We start from the raw sequence: 16287 nt of genomic DNA, 5'->3' as shown, positions 1-16287 counted from the left end.
TCAGCCCCGGTTCGAGATCCACCGGCACTGGTAGGGCCGAAGCCTGATGGCGTCGCCCACCGGTGCCACGGGGTCGCCCGACAGCAGGTCGCGCCAGGCGTCGCCCTCGATCAGGTTGACGGCCGTCGGATCGATCTCGACCTCCTGCGCGCTCACGTTGTGCAGCGCGAAGACGGACTGCGCGCGATCGAGGCTTTGCCGCCAGAGGCCGAAGACGCGCTCGTCGAGCTGAAGCGTGAACTGCGTGGCGTTGGGGTGGAAGGCCGGCTGGCGGGCGCGCAGGGCCATGCGCCGCTTGAGCTCGCCCAGCACGCGCGCCTGCACGGAGGAGGGATCCTTCAGCCGCGCCTGAAGGTCGGGATAGTGCCAGCGGTGACGGTTGATCGCCCGCGCGATGCCGGTCTTTTCGACACCCGCGTGATCGTTGCCGGTGGCCAGCAGCGCGTGGATGTAGAAGGCCGGAATGCCTTCCATCGCCATCACGATGGTCTGCGAGGCGAGGAAGCGTTCGACGTGATGCCCCGTCTCGCCGTCGAAGGTGGCGCCCAGCGCGTCGAAGAAGGTGACGTTGAGCTCGTAGGGCTGCTGGGAGCCGTCCGGCATCGTCCGCATCGACACGAGCCCGCCCTGCCCCTTCGCGCAGGCGGTCATGCGCGCGATCTCCTCGGCGGGCAGGACGCCTTCGGCCGGGCGCATGCCGATCCCGTCATGGCTGGCCGAGAAGTTGAGGTAGGCGCAGCCCATCTGCGCGGGCGGCATCGTCGCCTGCCAGCGGATGAGCCAGCGCGCGGTGCCCGACTGGAGCGCATGCAGCAGAAGGGGAGGCAGCGAGAAGTTGTAGACCGCGTGCGCCTCGTTGCGGTTTCCGAAATAGGAGAGATTCTCCGCCTTCGGCACGTTCGTTTCCGTAAGAAGGATGATCGGCTCCACCGCGTAATCGCAGAGAAGCCGCATCAGGCGCACGATCGCATGGGTCTGCGGCAGGTGGATGCAGGGGGTGCCGATCTCCTTCCAGAGGAAGGCCACCGCGTCCAGGCGAAGGATGCGCACGCCCTGGTCGATATGCAGCCGCATGATCCGCAGGAACTCCAGCAGAACCTCGGGGTTGCCGAAATCGAGGTCGACCTGGTCGTGGCTGAAGGTGCACCAGACATGGCGCGGCCCGTTCGCCGTCTCGACCCGGCGCAGGAGCGGATGCGTGCGCGGGCGCACCACCATCGAAAGATCCGCCTCCGGGTCCGCCTCGAGGAAGAAGCGGTCGTAGGGCGCGTGCCCCTGAAGATAGGCCGTGAACCAGGGCCCCTGGCTCGAGACGTGGTTCAGGACGAGATCCGACATCAGCTTGAAGTCGCCGGCGATGCGCCGGATATCGGACCAGTCGCCCAGCGCGCGGTTCACGGCGCGATAATCCGTCACCGCGAAGCCGTCGTCGGAGGTGAAGGGAAAGAAGGGCAGGATGTGCACCCCGTCCACGGTGCCCTTCAGGTTGCGGTGCAGGAAATCCTGCAAGAGGTCGAGCGGCTTGTGCACCCCGTCCACGATGGAATTGCCGTAGGTGATGACGAGCGCGTCGCGTTCCGACCAGAAGTTGTTGGACGGCACGCGCGCGCGGCGCCGCCTCGGCCGGTCGTCGGGCCAGAACGCGTCGCGAATTTCCGCCGCGAGGGCGGCTCCGTCCGCCTCGGGATAGATGGCGGAAATCAGGTCGGCAAGGCGCGCGTCGAAGGTCGAGGTCATGGGTCGGGTCGGACGCTCCGGTCTGGCATTTCGCGCCACAATAGACACTCTCGGCCGGCGCCCAACCCCCGGTCTCGTTGACGAGGCGCCCAACAAGTGGGCATCGTGCCTTCGATTGCCGCGGCATCCAGCGCGTATCGGCTTTTCGGCGTGCTGCGCCGTTTCCCCGGCGGCGGGCGCGCCATCTGATGAAGGCGACGGAACGGACGGAGTCGGATGGACGCGAACTTCTTCAACGAGATGTACCAGGCAGGCGCGCCCCGGCAGCCCTACCGCGCGCTGGAAGCGTGGCACCGCGAGATGCCGGGCGAGCTGCGGCATCTCAAGCAAGTCGAGGCAGAGGCGCTCTTTCGCCGCTTCGGCATCACCTTCGCGGTCTACGGCGAGGGCGGCGATCCCGATCGCCTCATTCCCTTCGACATGTTCCCGCGCGTGTTCACGGCCACGGAATGGCGGCGGCTCGAACGCGGCATCAAGCAGCGGGCCCGGGCGCTGAACGCGTTCCTGTCGGACATATACGACCGGGGCGAGATCGTGCGCGCGGGGCGCATCCCGGCCCGGCTGGTCTATGGAAACGAGGCCTACGAGATCGCGGCGGCCGGCGTGCGGCCTCCGCTCGGCGTCTACAGCCACATCGTCGGGATCGACCTCGTGCGCACTGGCCCCGACCAGTTCTACGTGCTCGAGGACAATTGCCGCACGCCCTCGGGCGTTTCCTACATGCTGGAGAACCGCGAGATCATGATGCGCATGTTCCCGCAGCTTTTCCAGCAGATGCGGATCGCGCCGGTGGACGGGTATGCGCGGCTGCTCAAGCGCACGCTGGCCTCGACCGCGCCCGCAAGATGTCCGGGCGATCCCCGCATCGTCGTGCTCACGCCCGGCCCCTACAACTCCGCCTATTACGAGCACAGCTTCCTCGCCGACCTGATGGGCGTGGAACTCGTGGAAGGACAGGACCTCTTCGTCGAGGGCGACCATGTCTGGATGCGCACCACCGAGGGGCCGCAGCGGGTCGACGTGATCTACCGGCGCATCGACGACGCGTTCCTCGATCCGCTCTGCTTCCGCCACGACAGCGCGCTGGGCGTTCCCGGCCTCATGAACGTCTACCGCTCGGGCGGGGTGGCGATCTGCTCGGCGCCGGGCGCGGGCGTCGCCGACGACAAGGCGGTCTATTGCTACGTGCCCGAGATGATCCGCTTCTATCTCGGAGAGGCGCCGCTTCTGGAGAACGTGCCCACCTGGCGCTGCGGCGAGCCCGACAGCCTGGCCTACGTGCTCGACCGGCTGGACGAACTCGTGGTCAAGGAGGTGCACGGCTCGGGCGGCTACGGGATGCTCATCGGCCCCAAGGCCGACGCGGCCACGCGCGCGACCTTCGCCGCGAAACTGCGCGAGGCGCCGGCGAACTACATCGCGCAGCCGACGCTTTCGCTCTCGACCTGTCCCACCTTCGTGGACGAGGGCGTCGCGCCCCGGCATGTCGACCTGCGGCCGTTCTGCCTCGTGGGCGAAACCGTGGAGCTGGTGCCGGGCGGCCTGACCCGGGTCGCGCTCGCCGACGGGTCCCTCGTGGTGAATTCCAGCCAGGGCGGCGGCGTCAAGGACACGTGGGTGATCGCGGAATGAGCCGATGCTGAGCCGCACCGCCGCCAACCTCTTCTGGATCGCACGCTACCTCGAGCGCGCCGAGACGACCGCGCGGCTTCTGGACGTGGGCTTCCGCAACGCGCTCCTGCCCAACACCGACGGCGGGTTGCGCAACGAATGGGAGGCCATCCTCCAGGCCAAGGGCGTCGCGCAGCGCTTTTCCGAGAAATACGGCGATCCGGTGCAGCGCAACGTCGAGACCTTCCTCTTCTTCGACCTCGACAACCCGTCCTCTGTGGGCGCCTGCCTCGCCTCGGCCCGCGAGAACGCGCGCATCGTGCGCACCGCGCTCACCAGCCAGGTCTGGGACGCGATCAACACCGGCTTCCAGGAGTTCCGGGAGATGACCCGGACCGAACGCTCCAAGCTGCCCCTGCCCGAACTCACCGACTGGGTGACGCGGACCACGGCGCTGATCCGCGGTGCGATCGACGCCACGCAGCTGCGCGACGACGGCTACCATTTCCTCAACCTCGGCTACGCGATCGAGCGCGCCGACAACACGGCGCGGCTGCTGGACGTGAAGTATTACGTGCTGCTGCCCAGCGTCACCTATGTCGGCTCGGGTCTCGACAACTACCAGTGGACCACGCTGCTGCGCGCGATGTCGGCGCACCGCGCCTACAACTGGGCCTATGGCGGAGAGCTTTCGGCCACGCGCATCGCCCATTTCCTGATCCTGAACCGCGCCCTGCCGCGCTCGCTGCTGACCTGCGCCGGGATGGCGGCAGAGCACCTGGAGGCGCTTTCGCGCGGCTACGGGCGCTCCACCATGGCGCAGGCGCGCGCGCGCGCGCTTCTCGCGGGGCTCGCCGAGGCGCAGGTCGAAGAGATCTTCGACGAGGGGCTGCACGAGTTCCTCACCCGCTTCATCGGCGAGACCGCCTCGCTCGCCCAGGCCGTGCACGACGTCTACCTGACCGGGGAGGCGCGATGAGGATCCGGATTTCCCATCTGACCCGCTACCGCTTTGCACAGCCCGTGCGCGGCGCGGTCCAGAGCCACAACCTCACCCCCGTCGACACCGACGGCCAGCGCGTCGTCGACTGGTCGGTGGAGGTCGAGGGCGCGACCTGGGGCGCGCCCTTCCGCGACGGGGCGGGCAACAGCATCCGCACGATGAGTGTGCGCGGCCCGATCAACGAGGTCGCGGTGGCGATCCTGGGCACGGTCGAGACCCGCGACACCGCCGGCGTCCTGCGCGGCCACCGCGAGGCGGTGCCGCCCCTGGCCTATACCCGGCCCACGCGGCGCACGCAGCCCGACCGCGCGCTGGCCGAGCTGTCGCGCGCCGCGCTTGCGGGCCTAGACGGCGCCCCGGCGCTCGAACGGGCGCATGCTCTCGCGGCGGCGGTGGCCGACGCGATCGCCTACCGCCCCGGCGAAACCTCGGCCCACACCACCCCTGCAGAGGCGCTCGCGCAAGGCGCGGGCGTTTGCCAGGATCACGCGCAGGCGCTGATCTCCGTGGCGCAGTTCGCGGGGATCCCCGCGCGCTACGTCACCGGATATCTCTTCGCCAGCGCCGACGGCACCCCCAACGAGGCGAGCCATGCCTGGGCCGAGCTTCATGTCGCAGGCCTCGGTTGGGTGGGCTTCGACCCGGCCAACCGGTGCTGCCCGGACGGGCATTACGTGCGCCTCGGCTCGGGGCGGGACGCGGCCGAGGCCGCGCCGATCCGCGGCGTGGTGCGCGGCGATGCGAAGGAAGAACTCGAGGTGCGGGTCGCGGTCGAGGACGCGCAGCAGTAACCCCGTTGCGGGCCGCGCCGGCGCGCCCTATCGTTCGCGCCAATCGAAGGGGAACGGTCCATGACCTATTGCGTGGGCTTGCTGTTGAAGGCGGGCATGGTGCTGCTGTCGGACACCCGCACCAACGCGGGCCTCGACAACATCGCCACCTACCGCAAGATGTTCACCTTCGAGCGTCCCGGCGAGCGCGTGATCGCCATCATGACGGCGGGCAACCTGTCGGTCACCCAGACCACGCTGGCGCGTCTCGCCGAGGCGGCGAACGACCCCGAGGCCTGCGAGGCGCGCTCGATCCTGCGGGCGCCGACGATGCTGGACGTCGCCGGCATCGCCGGCGAGATGCTCTCGCAGGTGATGGTCGAGACGACCCAGCGCATGGACCGCATGCATCAAAGCGCCTCGGCCTCGCTCATCGTGGCGGGCCAGCGCCAGGGCGGCCCGATGCGGATGTTCCTCGTCTATCCCGAGGGAAACTTCATCGAGGCCACGGAGGACACGCCCTACCTGCAGATCGGAGAGCACAAATACGGCAAGCCGATCCTCGACCGCGTGGTCACCGCGGACATGTCGCTTGCCGACGCGCGCAAGGCGGTGCTTTTGTCGATGGACTCCACCCTGCGGTCCAATCTCAGCGTGGGGATGCCGCTCGATCTCGTGGTGATCGAGCGCGATACCTTCGCGGTGGCCGAGGAACGCCGCATCGAGCCCAGCGACGAGGCTTTCGCGGCCCTGAGCGCGGCATGGAGCGGGGCGCTCCGCGAGGCGTTCACGCGGATCGGCGAACGCTAGTGCCAGCGCGCCCCGGCCGCCCTGCGCGGCCGGGCGTCGGGTCGGCCGGTCGCCTCCTCCGGGGTCGTGTTGCAGACGGCAAGGGCCAGCCCAGCGACCTCGGCCGCGGCGGCCAGCGCGCCCGCCATGTCGGCGCGCACGAGCAGGCAGGCGATCAGCATCGCGTCCTCGCGCTCGCCCGCGGCGGCCGAGGCGCAGAGCCGCGCGAAGGCGGCCTCGTCCCCGCCCACGCAGGGGCAGTTCGCAGAATGGCGCGCGAGTGGCCGGCGCGCGTGGCCCGTGACGATGCGGCAACAGGTATCGAGACCCGAAAGCGCCGCAGCCGCGCGGCGCGGGCCGAACCGCGCCTTGAGTGCCGGGCCGAACGTGGCGAGCCCCTGCGGACCGTCGCACCAGTGGCGGAACGCCTGCACGACCCGCGCCTCGCCCGCGCCGAGCTCGTCGAGCCGCGCCACGGGGGCACCGCCCCTCATCGCGCCGCCCGTTCTATGCGCTCGAGGACGGTTTCGAGATCCGGCTCGCCGGGCAGCGCGCCGTCAAGCGCCTGCTGGACCACCTCGTGCCAGCCGGGCAGTGGCTGTCGGGACGCCTGCCGGGGCTGGGGTTCGGTCCTTTCCTGCATGGCAGATCCTCCACTCTGACGTGACGGGCGGGCCCGCGCGGCCCTCTCCCCGAAATCCTGAGCGTTTCACTTTGCCGAGTCAATCCTGATTTTTTTTGTCGCCATAAAATCGGAGAATGGCGCAGGCCGATCGATCCGGCCCGCGCGAGCGGCGCCTAGAGGCACTCCGCCATGCTGGCCGCCATGCCGCGCAACAGCGCGGGGTAGAACGCCGGGCCGGGCTCCAGCGCCACGCCGAGCGGGTCGATCACCGCGGTGTCGAGTTCGCTTTCCGAGGCGACCGCCGCCACGAGGCCCGGGTCGAACTGGGGTTCCGCGAGAACGCAGGACACGCCGCGCTCCGCGATCGCCCGGCGCAGCGCGGACAGTCGTGCCGGCCCGGGATCGGTCGCATCAGCAAGGGCGATGGCCCCCGCCGCGTTCAGGTCGAAGCGATCCTCGAAATACTGGTAGGCGTCGTGGAACACCACGAAGGTGCGGTCCCTCACCGGCGCGAGCGTCTTCTCGATGTCCGAAACGGCGGCGTCGATCGCCTCACGGCCCGCGTCGGCGTTGGCGGCATAGGCCTCCGCATTGGCCGGATCCGCGTCGGCGAGCGCGTCCGCGATCAGGCCGAGCCAGGCCTTCGCGTTCTCAGGGTCGAGCCAGGCGTGGGGGTCCGTCCCGTCATGGGCGTGATCGTGCGCCCCCGCATGATCGTCATGAGCCTGCTCGTCATGGGCATGGTCATCATGGCCATGGTCCTCGTGTGCATGCTCCTCGTGGCCATGGTCCTCGTGTGCATGATCGTCGTGGCCGTGCGCGTCGTGGTCATGCTCTCCGTCAACCGGCTTGCCGCCAAGGAGCACCGTCTGGCGGAAGGGAAGCGTCCGTGTCTCCTCGGCCTCGAGAAGTTCCAGCACCACTGCGCCCTCGGCCAGCGTCCCGACCGCGCGCCCGAGCTGCGGCGACAGGTCCTCGCCGATCCAGACCACCAGCTCGGCCTCGGACAAGGCCCGCGCCTCGGACGGGCGCAGCGCGTAAGCGTGCGGCGACGCGCCCGCAGGCATCAGCAGCGACGGCGTGCCGACGCCCTGCATCACCTGCGCGACCAGCGAATGCACCGGCGCGATGTCGGCGGCGACGCGCGGCGGCTCTGCCAGCGCAGCAGGAGAGGACGCGGCGCCGAGCGCGGCGGCGGCGAGAAGACGCTTGAACATCGGAAGGCCCCTTGTGATTGTGTAACATATCGCCTAGCTGATAATTGGTATATTATAACATCGCAAGCCCTGAAACGAGAGCCGCATGTCCCTCATCGGATTCGAGCACCACAACCACGCAAGCTGTATCGAAAGCGCCGTCGCCGCCGCGGAAGGCTATTGCGCCGAGAACGGGCTGCAGTTCACCCCGGTGCGCCAGCGCGTGCTCGAGCTGCTGCTCGCGCAGCACCGCGCCATGGGCGCCTACGAGATCCTCGACGTGCTTCGCGAGGAAGGACTCGGCGCGCAGCCGCCCGTCGCCTATCGCGCGCTCGATTTCCTCGTGCGGCACGGATTCGCCCACCGCGTCGAGAAGCTGAACGCCTTCACCGCCTGCGCCCATCCCGGCGAGACCCACAGCCCCGTCTTCCTGATCTGCCGCGCCTGCAACACGGTGGCCGAGGCGCAGGCCCAGGGCGCGACCGGGATGCTCGCTTCCGCCGCGCGCGACAGCGGGTTCCGGGTCGACCGCGCCGTCGTCGAGGCCGAGGGCGTCTGTGCGCGTTGCCGCGAAGGCCACGCGGGATGAGCCTGATCGAGACGCGCGACCTGACCGTCCGGCTTGGCGGGGACACGGTGTTGAAGGACGTGAGCCTGGCGATCGCGCCGGGCGAGATCGTGACCGTGGTAGGCCCCAACGGATCGGGCAAGACGACGCTTCTGCGCGCGCTCATCGGCGCGGTCGGGGCTGCGGGGGGCACGGTCACGCGCACGCCCGGCCTGCGGATCGGCTATGTGCCGCAACGCCTGCACATCGACGCGACGCTGCCGCTGACGGTGACGCGGTTCCTGAACCTGCCCCGGCGCGTGCCCCGGGCCGAGGCGGACGCGGCGCTGGCGCGCGCGGGCGCCGGCGGTCTCGGCGGGCGGCAGATGTCCGATCTTTCCGGCGGGCAGTTCCAGCGCGTGCTTCTGGCCCGCGCGTTGCTGGAGCGGCCCGACCTGCTGATCCTCGACGAGGCGACTGCGGGGCTCGACCAGCCCGGGCAAGCGGCGTTCTACCGCCGGATCGAGGAGGTGCGGCAGGAAATGGGTTGCGCGGTGCTGATGGTGAGCCACGAGCTTCACGTCGTGATGAGCGCGTCGGACCGCGTGATCTGCCTGAACCGCCACGTCTGCTGCGAGGGCCGGCCCGACGCCGTCGCCTCCGCCCCGGAATACCGCGCGCTGTTCGGTACCGGGACCCAGGGCGCGCTCGCCCTCTACCGCCACGAGCACGACCACACCCACGACCTGCCGGCCGCGCACGAGACCGCGAAAGAGGCGGTCGGCTGATGCTCGACGATTTCCTGCTGCGCGCGGCGCTTGCCGGGGTGGGTGTCGCGCTTGCCGCCGCACCGCTGGGCTGCTTCGTGGTCTGGCGGCGCATGGCCTATTTCGGCGACGCCACCGCCCATGCCGCGATCCTCGGCGTGGCGCTGGCGCTCGCCTTCGACATCTCGATCTTCGCCGGCGCACTGGCCATGGCGCTCGCCATGGCAGGCACGGTGTCCACGCTGTCCGGGCGCGGCTTCGCCATGGACACGCTGCTTGGCGTGCTGGCCCATTCCGCCCTGGCGATCGGGCTCGTGTCGGCCTCCTTCCTCAGCGGGGTGCGGATCGACCTGATGGCCTATCTCTTCGGCGACATCCTCGCCGTCAGCCGCACCGACCTCGCGGTGATCTGGGCGGGCGCGGCGCTGGTGGTGGCGCTGATGGGCTGGCGCTGGCAGGCCTTGCTGACGGCGACGCTGAACCCGGACCTCGCACGGGCGGCGGGCATCCGGCCTGGACGCGAACAGCTTGTCCTCACCGTGGCGCTGGCCGTCGTGGTCGCGGTGGCGATCAAGGTCGTGGGCGTGCTTCTGATCGCGGCGCTTCTCATCATCCCGGCCGCCGCCGCGCGCCCCTTCGCGCGCACGCCAGAGACGATGGCCGCCATCGCCGCGCTGATCGGCGTCGCCGCCGCGCTCGGAGGGCTGCAGGCCTCCTTCGCCTTCGACACGCCCACCGGGCCCACGATCGTCACGGTGGCCGCGCTGATCTTCGCGGTATCCGGCGTGGCCAGCCTCGCGCTTCGCGCCGCGCGCTGAGGGGGGGGGGGCACGGGATCAGGCGCGGCGCGCGTCGGTTCGCGCCGGCCCGTCCGAGCCGCCGCGCGCCCGCATCCAGTTCCACGACAGCACGGCAAGGATGACCGCGGCGCCCAGAACCTCGACGCGGAGGTCGGGATAGAAGATCGCCACCGTCGCCGGGATCACCGCCACGCGCGAGAAGATGTCCATCCGGCCGAACAGCCAGCCTTCGATGGCAGCGGCGAAGGCGGCCAGCGCGAGGATCGCCGTGACGCCCGTCCAGAGCACGACCAGAGGCGGCCCGCCCAGCACCATCTCGGGGTTGTAGACCATGAAGAGCGGGATGAGGTAGAGGCCCTTTGCGAACTTCCACGCCTGAACGGAGGTGGCCATGGGCTTCGCCCCCGCGATGGCCGCGCCCGCGAACCCCGCAAGCGCGATGGGCGGCGTCACGTTGCTGTCCTGCGAGTACCAGAACACCACCAGATGCGCGATGATGAGCGGGATGCCGAACTCTTGCGTGAGCGCCGGCCCCACCAGCACGATCAGCACGATGTAGGCCGCCGTCACCGGCAGCCCCATGCCCAGCACGAGGCTCGCGATCAGCACGAGGAACAGCGCGAGCACCATGTTCCCGCCCGAGAAGGCCACCATCATGGACGAGAACTTAAGCCCCAGACCGGTGAGCCCGACGACGCCGACGATGATGCCCGCCACGGCGCAGGCCACCGAGACCGCGACCGCGTTCCGCGCGCCCAGCGCCAGCGCCTGCGCCACCAGGCGCGCCCCGTTGCCAAGCGCGGTCCGGATCCGCTCGGCCGTGGCCGGATGTCCCGCCCGCGGCTCGAGCACGAAGATGTCGAGCGCCGCGCGGAGCCCCGCGACACCCAGTATGGCGAGGATCGCCCAGAACCCCACCCGCATGGGCGAAAGGTTGTTCAGCAGCAGATAGACCAGCAGGAAAAGCGGGATGACGAATTGCCAGCCCTCCGCCATGACCCGGGCGAAGGTCGGAAGCTCGTCCCGCGGCATTCCCTTCATCCCCGCCTTCATCGCGACGATGTGCACGAAGAGATAGACCGTGCCGAGATAGAGGAAGGCCGGAAAGATTGACATCAGCACGATCTCGACATAGGGAATCCGGGTGTATTCCGAGATCAGGAAGGCGCCCGCCCCCATCAGCGGGGGCGTGATCTGTCCGCCGGTGGACGCCGCCGCCTCGATGCCGCCCGCCTGCGCGGGGCGGTAGCCCAGCCGCTTCATCAGCGGGATGGTGAAGGCCCCGGTCGTGACGACGTTGGCGATGGCCGAGCCCGAGATCGAGCCCATGCCCGCCGAGGCGACCACCGCGGCCTTCGCAGGCCCGCCCGGCCGATTCCCCGTGGCGGCGTAGGCGAGGTCGATGAAGAATTTGCCCGCGCCCGTGACCTCTAGAAACGCCCCGAAGAGCACGAAGATGAAGACGTAGGTCGCCGCCACGCCGAGCGGCAGGCCGAAGATCCCCTCCTGCCCGAGGTAGAGCTGCCCCACCAGCCGGTCGAGCGAGGCGCCGCGATGTTCCAGGATGCCGGGCAGCCACTCGCCGAGCCAGGGCAGTTCCCCGCGCGAGCCCGCGAGCGCGTAGAGGATCGCGGCGAGCCCGATCACGGTCATGCCCAGGCCCACCGCGCGCCGGCTCGCTTCCAGCACGGTGACGGTGGCGAGGATGCCCATCCAGATATCGGTCTGCGACCAGAACCCCGCCCGGTTGATGATCGCGTCGAGGTTCCAGGCGATGTAGCCGCCGGCGAGCGCGCCCGCCACGAGGAAGGCCCCGTCGACCAGCCACGCTACCGGGCCGCGCGGGCGGTCCGGCCCGGTGACCGGGAAGATCAGGAAGGCGAGCACCAGGATGAAGCTGAGATGGATCGTGCGCTGGTAGAAAAGCCCCAGCGGCTCGATTCCCGCCCCGTAGAGCTGGAAGAGCGAAAGCGCGATCCCGACAAGGAAAACCGCCACCGCGACCGCGCGGGGCTGCGCGCCCACTGGGGCGACGAGGCGGGTCGTGTCGGCGGGGATGGCGCTCATCCGATCAGTCCTCCGGCACGAGGCGGATCGTCACCCGTGCGCCGGCGGCCCGCGGCGACAGTCGGTGCGCCGCGCCGCCGGTGACGAGGCGGTGATCGACCCGCTCGGAGCCCACCCGGAGGCTGAGCGCGTTGTCGGGGATCGCCTCGCGGAGGCCCTCGATCCAGTAGCCGCCGCGCGGCGCCGAGACGAGCCGGCCGCCGCGCCCCTCGACCGTGCCGAGACCTGCGGCGAAATCATGCAGGTAGGACCGCCGAAGCACCATCTGCCCCCCGTCGTTCACGAAACAGTCCGCCACCTCGCCGCCCGTGACCGAATGGTTCCAGCGCAGGCACCACTCCCCGCCCTCGGGCGCGCGTTCCGCCAGCAGAACGTGGCCGTCCGCGCCTTCGACCGTCAGCATGTCGGCCATGGCGGGCGCGGCGGCAAGGAAAAGGGCGGCCGCAACCGGCCGCCCCCATCGGCGTTGCACGGCTCAGTCGCGCAGACGGTCGGGAATCTCCGCGCCCGTCTCCTCGTAGTAGCGCAGGGCGCCCGGGTGCATCGGGATCGGCGTCGCGCCGAGGGCGAATTCCACCGTGGTGTCGTTCGCCGCCGGGTGCACCGCGATCAGCTCGTCCACGTTCTCGAACATGTTCATGGTGATCTGGTAGGCCAGTTCCTCGTCCATGGCCGCATTCACCACGAGCACGTTCGGCACCGCGATGGTCGGCACCGGCGCCTCGACGCCTTCGTAGATGCCGGCGCGGAGCGTGTAGGCCGCGAAGGTGCCGTGCTGCTCCTGGCCCGCGGCCACCTCTTCGTCCGTCAGCGGCACGAGGCGGATGTCGCGGGTCGCGGCGAGGTTCATGATCGACGAGGTCGGCGGCCCGACCGACCAGAAGCCGGCGTCGATGTCGCCGTCGCGCAGCGCGTCCGCGGTTTCGTTGAAGTTCAACCGCTGCTCGTCGATGTCGTCGTAGGTGATGCCGTTCGCCTCGAGGATGCGGCGGGCGTTCACCTCCGTGCCCGAGCCGGGCGCGCCGACCGAGACGCGCTTGCCCACGAGATCCGAGAGGCCCTCGATGCCGCTGTCGGCAAGCGTCACGATCTGGATCGCGTTGGGGTAGATCGAGGCGAGCGCGCGGGCGTCCACGGCGCGTCCCTCGAACTGGCCCGCGCCCTCGTAGGCATCCACCACGGTGTCGGCGAGCGCGATGGCGATGTCGACGTCCTGGCGCGAGATGAGCGCCATGTTCTCGACCGAGGCGCCGGTGACCTCCGCTGTGGCCGAGGCGCCCTCGACGTGGCGGCCGATCAGCTCGGCAAGGCCGCCGCCGTAGGGATAGTAGGTGCCGCCGGTGCCACCGGTGGCGATGGCGAGATCCTGCGCCTGCGCGCCGGAACCGAGCGCCACGGCAGCCGCCGCGGCGAGCATGAATCGTTTCATGGTCGTCCTCCCAGTTGCCGGGAGCGGGTGTGCCCCGCCCCTCGTTTGCACGCCCAGTTCATTGCCCGTGGGCAGAGATGTCAAGCTCTGGCCCCATGGGCCCCTGTGGCGAAGAGCGGCTGCCCGCGCTCAGAAGAGCCCGTAATACTCGCGCTGCTCCCATTCGGAGACGGTGGTGAGGTAGCGCCGCCATTCCGCCCGCTTGATCGTGGAAAGCCACCGGACGGTATCCGCGCCCCAGACGGCGGGCCAGAGGTCGGAGGCCTCGAACGCGTCGACCGCAGCGCCCAGATCGGCCGGAAGCCGTGGCGCGTCGCTGCCATAGGGATCCTCGACCGGCTCGGGCGCCGGAAGCCCGCGCGCCGTCCCGTCTCGTCCCGCCTCGATCTGCGCGGCGAACACCAGGTGCGGGCAGGCGGCCGGTTCGGCCACGCGATTCTCGACCCGGCTCGCCGCGTCGCCCGGCGCGATCAGCGCGCGGATCATGGCCCCCTTGTTGTCGCGGCCCCACTGGATGCGGTCCGGGGCCAGCATGAAGGGCTGGTAGCGCTTGTAGCCGTTGACCGTGGGCGTCGTGAGCATGCAGCTTTCCTCTGCCCGCTCCAGAAGTCCCGCGATCCAGCCCGACGCCGTCGGCGTCAGCCCCTCGCCCTCGGGTGCGAAGAGGTTGCGGCCGCTCGCGTCGCCCACCGACTGGTGCAGGTGCCAGCCGCAGGGCACCACGCCCTCGAGGCGCGGGCGCGACATGAAGCTCGCATGGAGGCCCATGCGGCGGCAGACCTCCTTGGTGGCGTGGCGGAAGAGCACCATCGCGTCGGCGTGCGCCAGCGGATCGGCGGGCTCGAACGTCATCTCGCACTGCGACGGCCCGAACTCGACCTCCATCGAGCGCACGGGCAGGCCGAGCTTCTGCGACGCGCGGCGGATCGCGTCCATCGCCTCTTCCAGCGCGTCGTAGCGCGCCTCGGTGAGATACTGGTAGCCTTGGGCAAGAAGCGCCGTCTCGGGCGGGGCGCCGGGCATGCCGGCATCGGCGTGGGCAAGCCGCGCGTCCTCGACCCGGTGGACGTGAAACTCCACCTCGAGCCCGCAGGTCATGCGCAGACCGTCCTCGGCAAGGCGCGCCACCGACCGCTTGAGGATCGAGCGCGGGCAGAACGGCATCTCGCCGCCGTCGGCGTAACGCAGATCGCACAGCATCCAGCCGTTGTGCTGCGACCAGGGCAGGACACGGAAGGTTTCCGGATCGGGCAGCATCAGCATGTCGCCCGCGCCGTTGAGCCGGCCGTCTCCGAGGCCGGGGCCGCCCTCCCAGACGGGGAAGACGGTGCGGTGCGACGTGTCCTTCAGCAAGAGCGTGGAGGTCATCGCCACGCCGGAGCGGAAGGCCGAGGCAAGCGCCGCGGCCGCCAGCGCCTTGCCGCGCAGGATGCCGTGCTGGTCCACGAAGGAGAGGCGGACCACCTCGAGCCCGCGGCGCTGCACCTCTTCCAGCACCTCGGCCGCCCGCGCGAGCGCGGCCGCGTCGTAGAGGCCAAGCCGCGCCGTGCGCCCCCCTTCGAGGTCTCCAGCGCTCATTCCGCGGCGAGCGGTGCGGACCAGTCGCAACGGGCGCGGCGATGGGCGTCGGCCTCGCGCCAGAGCGCGTCCCCGCGATCGGTCGGCCCGATGGCGTCGATGGAGACCGGCCCCTGCACCCGCTCCGCGCCCGCGCCGCGCAGCGGCAGGTCGTCGATCTCGCCCGCCTCCACCTTGTCGATGGCCGCGCGCAGCATCCGGCGGTAGCGGATGATGGCGACGTCGGTCTTGCCCAGGTGCTCCTGCGTGCGGTCCTGGATCGCACCCATGCTCTCCACCGCCCACTGGTCGTGCACGTTGATGTCGAGCCCCATGCCCGTGTAGGTCTCGCGCGCCTGCTCCTCGGGGTCGTAGCCGTAATTGTTGCGCCGGTTCTTAAGCGGCGCGTAATCGGGTAGCCGGTGCTCCTTCAGGCGCTGCTCGCGCATCAGTTCCCGGTTCACCGGGTCCGTGTAGCTGGTGAACATCGAGAACCAGTAGCAGTGGGTGTCATCCACCGGAACGTGCCACTGGGTGATGGTCATCTCGTTCGAGATCGGGATGCAGATCGCCTCGGGGAAGACCTGGTTGGTCACGCGGACATGGCTGCGCCCGTCCTCCATGTGCCGCAGCGCGACAAGGCGCAGGCCGTGATCGGTCTCCTCGACCCTGATCTCGGGGCGCGGATACTCCCGCAGAAGCTGCGTCATCGGCATGTCGGTCTGCCCTGCCCGGTCGCGGAACTGCTTGCCATAGCTCTCGGCCGGGTCCTCGTCCTGGAGGAAGCGGTGCAGGAAGGAGGCGTGCACCGGGTCGATGCCCACCTCCATCGCCTGCAGCCAGTTGCACTCCCAGAGGCCCTTGAAGGCGAAGACGTGGCTTTCGGGCGCGCGGAAGCAGTCGAGATCGGGGAAGGCCGGCGGCTCGCCCGGCCCCATGTAGGCCCAGACGATCCCGTTCTTCTCGACCACCGGGTAGGCGGTGGTGCGGATGTTCCCGGCAAGCAGCGAGCCCTCGGGCTCGCCCGGCGTCTCCACGCACTGGCCGGTCCGGTCGAAATGCCAGCCGTGGAACGGGCAGCGCAGGCCGCCATCCTCGCGCCGGCCGTAGCAGAGGTCGGCGCCGCGGTGCGGGCAATGCCGCCCGATGAGCCCGAGCTTGCCGGACGTGTCGCGGAACAGCACGAGGTCCTCGCCCATCAGCCGCACGGGAATCACCGGGCGCGGCCCCGACAACTCTTCCGAAAGCGCGGCGGGCTGCCAGTAGAGGCGCAGGACGGCCCCTGCGCCGGAGCCCTGCTCCACGCGCGTGATCCTGTCGTTGAGTTCCTGGCTGATCATCCGGGCCTCCTTGCCAAGCGTGAATTGGCATTTGCGCGAAAATCGCACT

Annotated in this window: 16 protein-coding genes; 7 read left to right on the top strand and 9 right to left on the bottom strand. The window is 70.1% G+C overall.

Going from position 1 to position 16287, the window contains the following annotated elements:
* The gene (locus tag AB6A66_RS15570; protein ID WP_371056612.1) at positions 1–1737 is read right to left on the bottom strand and encodes an alpha-amylase family glycosyl hydrolase; all 1737 of its coding nucleotides are present in this window, start codon (positions 1735–1737) and stop codon (positions 1–3) included.
* Positions 1738–1953: 216 nt separating this feature from the next.
* On the opposite strand from AB6A66_RS15570, the gene AB6A66_RS15565 reads away from it, so the two are divergent.
* Genes AB6A66_RS15565 through AB6A66_RS15550 form a run of 4 tightly spaced genes read left to right on the top strand, consistent with a single transcriptional unit; the run spans position 1954 to position 5931 of the window.
* Positions 1954–3369, top strand: a complete 1416-nt coding sequence (locus AB6A66_RS15565; RefSeq protein WP_371056611.1) for a circularly permuted type 2 ATP-grasp protein — start codon at positions 1954–1956, stop codon at positions 3367–3369.
* A gap of 4 nt (positions 3370–3373) precedes the next feature.
* Positions 3374–4327: an alpha-E domain-containing protein gene (locus AB6A66_RS15560; protein ID WP_371056610.1), complete on the top strand. Its 954-nt coding sequence runs from the start codon at positions 3374–3376 to the stop codon at positions 4325–4327.
* Positions 4324–5142: a transglutaminase domain-containing protein gene (locus AB6A66_RS15555; protein ID WP_371056609.1), complete on the top strand. Its 819-nt coding sequence runs from the start codon at positions 4324–4326 to the stop codon at positions 5140–5142. Before AB6A66_RS15560 ends, AB6A66_RS15555 begins: the two co-directional genes overlap by 4 nt.
* A gap of 60 nt (positions 5143–5202) precedes the next feature.
* Positions 5203–5931 (top strand): peptidase, encoded by a 729-nt coding sequence (locus AB6A66_RS15550; RefSeq protein ID WP_371056608.1) that lies wholly within the window; start codon positions 5203–5205, stop codon positions 5929–5931.
* Here AB6A66_RS15550 and AB6A66_RS15545 read toward each other — a convergent pair.
* From AB6A66_RS15545 to AB6A66_RS15535, 3 genes are all read right to left on the bottom strand, one after another.
* Positions 5928–6404: a hypothetical protein gene (locus AB6A66_RS15545; protein WP_371056607.1), complete on the bottom strand. Its 477-nt coding sequence runs from the start codon at positions 6402–6404 to the stop codon at positions 5928–5930. The two genes, AB6A66_RS15550 and AB6A66_RS15545, sit on opposite strands and share 4 nt — an antisense overlap.
* On the bottom strand, positions 6401–6553 hold the full coding sequence (locus tag AB6A66_RS15540) for a hypothetical protein (RefSeq protein ID WP_371056606.1): 153 nt from the start codon (positions 6551–6553) through the stop codon (positions 6401–6403). Before AB6A66_RS15540 ends, AB6A66_RS15545 begins: the two co-directional genes overlap by 4 nt.
* Before the next feature lie 155 nt (positions 6554–6708).
* Positions 6709–7752 carry a zinc ABC transporter substrate-binding protein gene (locus tag AB6A66_RS15535; protein ID WP_371056605.1) on the bottom strand — a complete coding sequence of 348 codons (1044 nt, stop codon included), beginning with the start codon at positions 7750–7752 and terminating at the stop codon, positions 6709–6711.
* Positions 7753–7837: 85 nt separating this feature from the next.
* Here AB6A66_RS15535 and AB6A66_RS15530 point away from each other — a divergent pair, with 85 nt between their 5' ends.
* From AB6A66_RS15530 to AB6A66_RS15520, 3 genes are read left to right on the top strand one after another with little or no spacing between them, the layout of a single operon-like run.
* Positions 7838–8320 carry a transcriptional repressor gene (locus tag AB6A66_RS15530; RefSeq protein WP_371037115.1) on the top strand — a complete coding sequence of 161 codons (483 nt, stop codon included), beginning with the start codon at positions 7838–7840 and terminating at the stop codon, positions 8318–8320.
* Positions 8317–9066, top strand: a complete 750-nt coding sequence (locus AB6A66_RS15525; RefSeq protein ID WP_371056604.1) for an ATP-binding cassette domain-containing protein — start codon at positions 8317–8319, stop codon at positions 9064–9066. The genes AB6A66_RS15530 and AB6A66_RS15525 overlap by 4 nt, the downstream gene beginning before the upstream one ends.
* Positions 9066–9863, top strand: a complete 798-nt coding sequence (locus tag AB6A66_RS15520; protein WP_371037117.1) for a metal ABC transporter permease — start codon at positions 9066–9068, stop codon at positions 9861–9863. Before AB6A66_RS15525 ends, AB6A66_RS15520 begins: the two co-directional genes overlap by 1 nt.
* Positions 9864–9881: 18 nt before the next feature.
* Here the strand turns inward: AB6A66_RS15520 and AB6A66_RS15515 are convergent, their stop codons facing one another.
* From AB6A66_RS15515 to AB6A66_RS15495, 5 genes are all read right to left on the bottom strand, one after another.
* Entirely contained in the window at positions 9882–11912 is a 2031-nt protein-coding gene (locus AB6A66_RS15515) for a TRAP transporter permease (protein WP_371056603.1), read from the bottom strand.
* A 4-nt stretch (positions 11913–11916) separates the two neighbouring features.
* The gene (locus tag AB6A66_RS15510) at positions 11917–12324 is read right to left on the bottom strand and encodes a DUF1850 domain-containing protein (RefSeq protein ID WP_371037119.1); all 408 of its coding nucleotides are present in this window, start codon (positions 12322–12324) and stop codon (positions 11917–11919) included.
* A 63-nt stretch (positions 12325–12387) separates the two neighbouring features.
* Positions 12388–13341 (bottom strand): TAXI family TRAP transporter solute-binding subunit, encoded by a 954-nt coding sequence (locus tag AB6A66_RS15505; protein ID WP_371056602.1) that lies wholly within the window; start codon positions 13339–13341, stop codon positions 12388–12390.
* 129 nt (positions 13342–13470) lie between these two features.
* A complete protein-coding gene (locus tag AB6A66_RS15500) occupies positions 13471–14919 on the bottom strand; it encodes a glutamine synthetase family protein (protein ID WP_371056601.1) in 1449 nt (482 codons plus the stop codon).
* On the bottom strand, positions 14916–16238 hold the full coding sequence (locus AB6A66_RS15495; protein WP_371056600.1) for a Rieske 2Fe-2S domain-containing protein: 1323 nt from the start codon (positions 16236–16238) through the stop codon (positions 14916–14918). The genes AB6A66_RS15500 and AB6A66_RS15495 overlap by 4 nt, the downstream gene beginning before the upstream one ends.
* Between the last annotated feature and the right edge of the window lie 49 nt (positions 16239–16287).

Origin of the sequence: Rhodosalinus sp. K401 (genome assembly GCF_041365735.1) — a bacterium.
Taxonomy (GTDB): domain Bacteria; phylum Pseudomonadota; class Alphaproteobacteria; order Rhodobacterales; family Rhodobacteraceae; genus Rhodosalinus.
Note: the sequence above shows the minus strand (reverse complement) of the source record. Positions and strands in the feature narration are given on the sequence as shown.

What these genes read in the sequence shown, in the direction of transcription:
- AB6A66_RS15570 (WP_371056612.1), bottom strand. Translation starts at nt 1,737, where the DNA reads ATGACCTCGACCTTCGACGCGCGCCTTGCCGACCTGATTTCCGCCATC.
- AB6A66_RS15565 (WP_371056611.1), top strand. Translation starts at nt 1,954, where the DNA reads ATGGACGCGAACTTCTTCAACGAGATGTACCAGGCAGGCGCGCCCCGG.
- AB6A66_RS15560 (WP_371056610.1), top strand. Translation starts at nt 3,374, where the DNA reads ATGCTGAGCCGCACCGCCGCCAACCTCTTCTGGATCGCACGCTACCTC.
- AB6A66_RS15555 (WP_371056609.1), top strand. Translation starts at nt 4,324, where the DNA reads ATGAGGATCCGGATTTCCCATCTGACCCGCTACCGCTTTGCACAGCCC.
- AB6A66_RS15550 (WP_371056608.1), top strand. Translation starts at nt 5,203, where the DNA reads ATGACCTATTGCGTGGGCTTGCTGTTGAAGGCGGGCATGGTGCTGCTG.
- AB6A66_RS15545 (WP_371056607.1), bottom strand. Translation starts at nt 6,404, where the DNA reads ATGAGGGGCGGTGCCCCCGTGGCGCGGCTCGACGAGCTCGGCGCGGGC.
- AB6A66_RS15540 (WP_371056606.1), bottom strand. Translation starts at nt 6,553, where the DNA reads ATGCAGGAAAGGACCGAACCCCAGCCCCGGCAGGCGTCCCGACAGCCA.
- AB6A66_RS15535 (WP_371056605.1), bottom strand. Translation starts at nt 7,752, where the DNA reads ATGTTCAAGCGTCTTCTCGCCGCCGCCGCGCTCGGCGCCGCGTCCTCT.
- AB6A66_RS15530 (WP_371037115.1), top strand. Translation starts at nt 7,838, where the DNA reads ATGTCCCTCATCGGATTCGAGCACCACAACCACGCAAGCTGTATCGAA.
- AB6A66_RS15525 (WP_371056604.1), top strand. Translation starts at nt 8,317, where the DNA reads ATGAGCCTGATCGAGACGCGCGACCTGACCGTCCGGCTTGGCGGGGAC.
- AB6A66_RS15520 (WP_371037117.1), top strand. Translation starts at nt 9,066, where the DNA reads ATGCTCGACGATTTCCTGCTGCGCGCGGCGCTTGCCGGGGTGGGTGTC.
- AB6A66_RS15515 (WP_371056603.1), bottom strand. Translation starts at nt 11,912, where the DNA reads ATGAGCGCCATCCCCGCCGACACGACCCGCCTCGTCGCCCCAGTGGGC.
- AB6A66_RS15510 (WP_371037119.1), bottom strand. Translation starts at nt 12,324, where the DNA reads ATGGCCGACATGCTGACGGTCGAAGGCGCGGACGGCCACGTTCTGCTG.
- AB6A66_RS15505 (WP_371056602.1), bottom strand. Translation starts at nt 13,341, where the DNA reads ATGAAACGATTCATGCTCGCCGCGGCGGCTGCCGTGGCGCTCGGTTCC.
- AB6A66_RS15500 (WP_371056601.1), bottom strand. Translation starts at nt 14,919, where the DNA reads ATGAGCGCTGGAGACCTCGAAGGGGGGCGCACGGCGCGGCTTGGCCTC.
- AB6A66_RS15495 (WP_371056600.1), bottom strand. Translation starts at nt 16,238, where the DNA reads ATGATCAGCCAGGAACTCAACGACAGGATCACGCGCGTGGAGCAGGGC.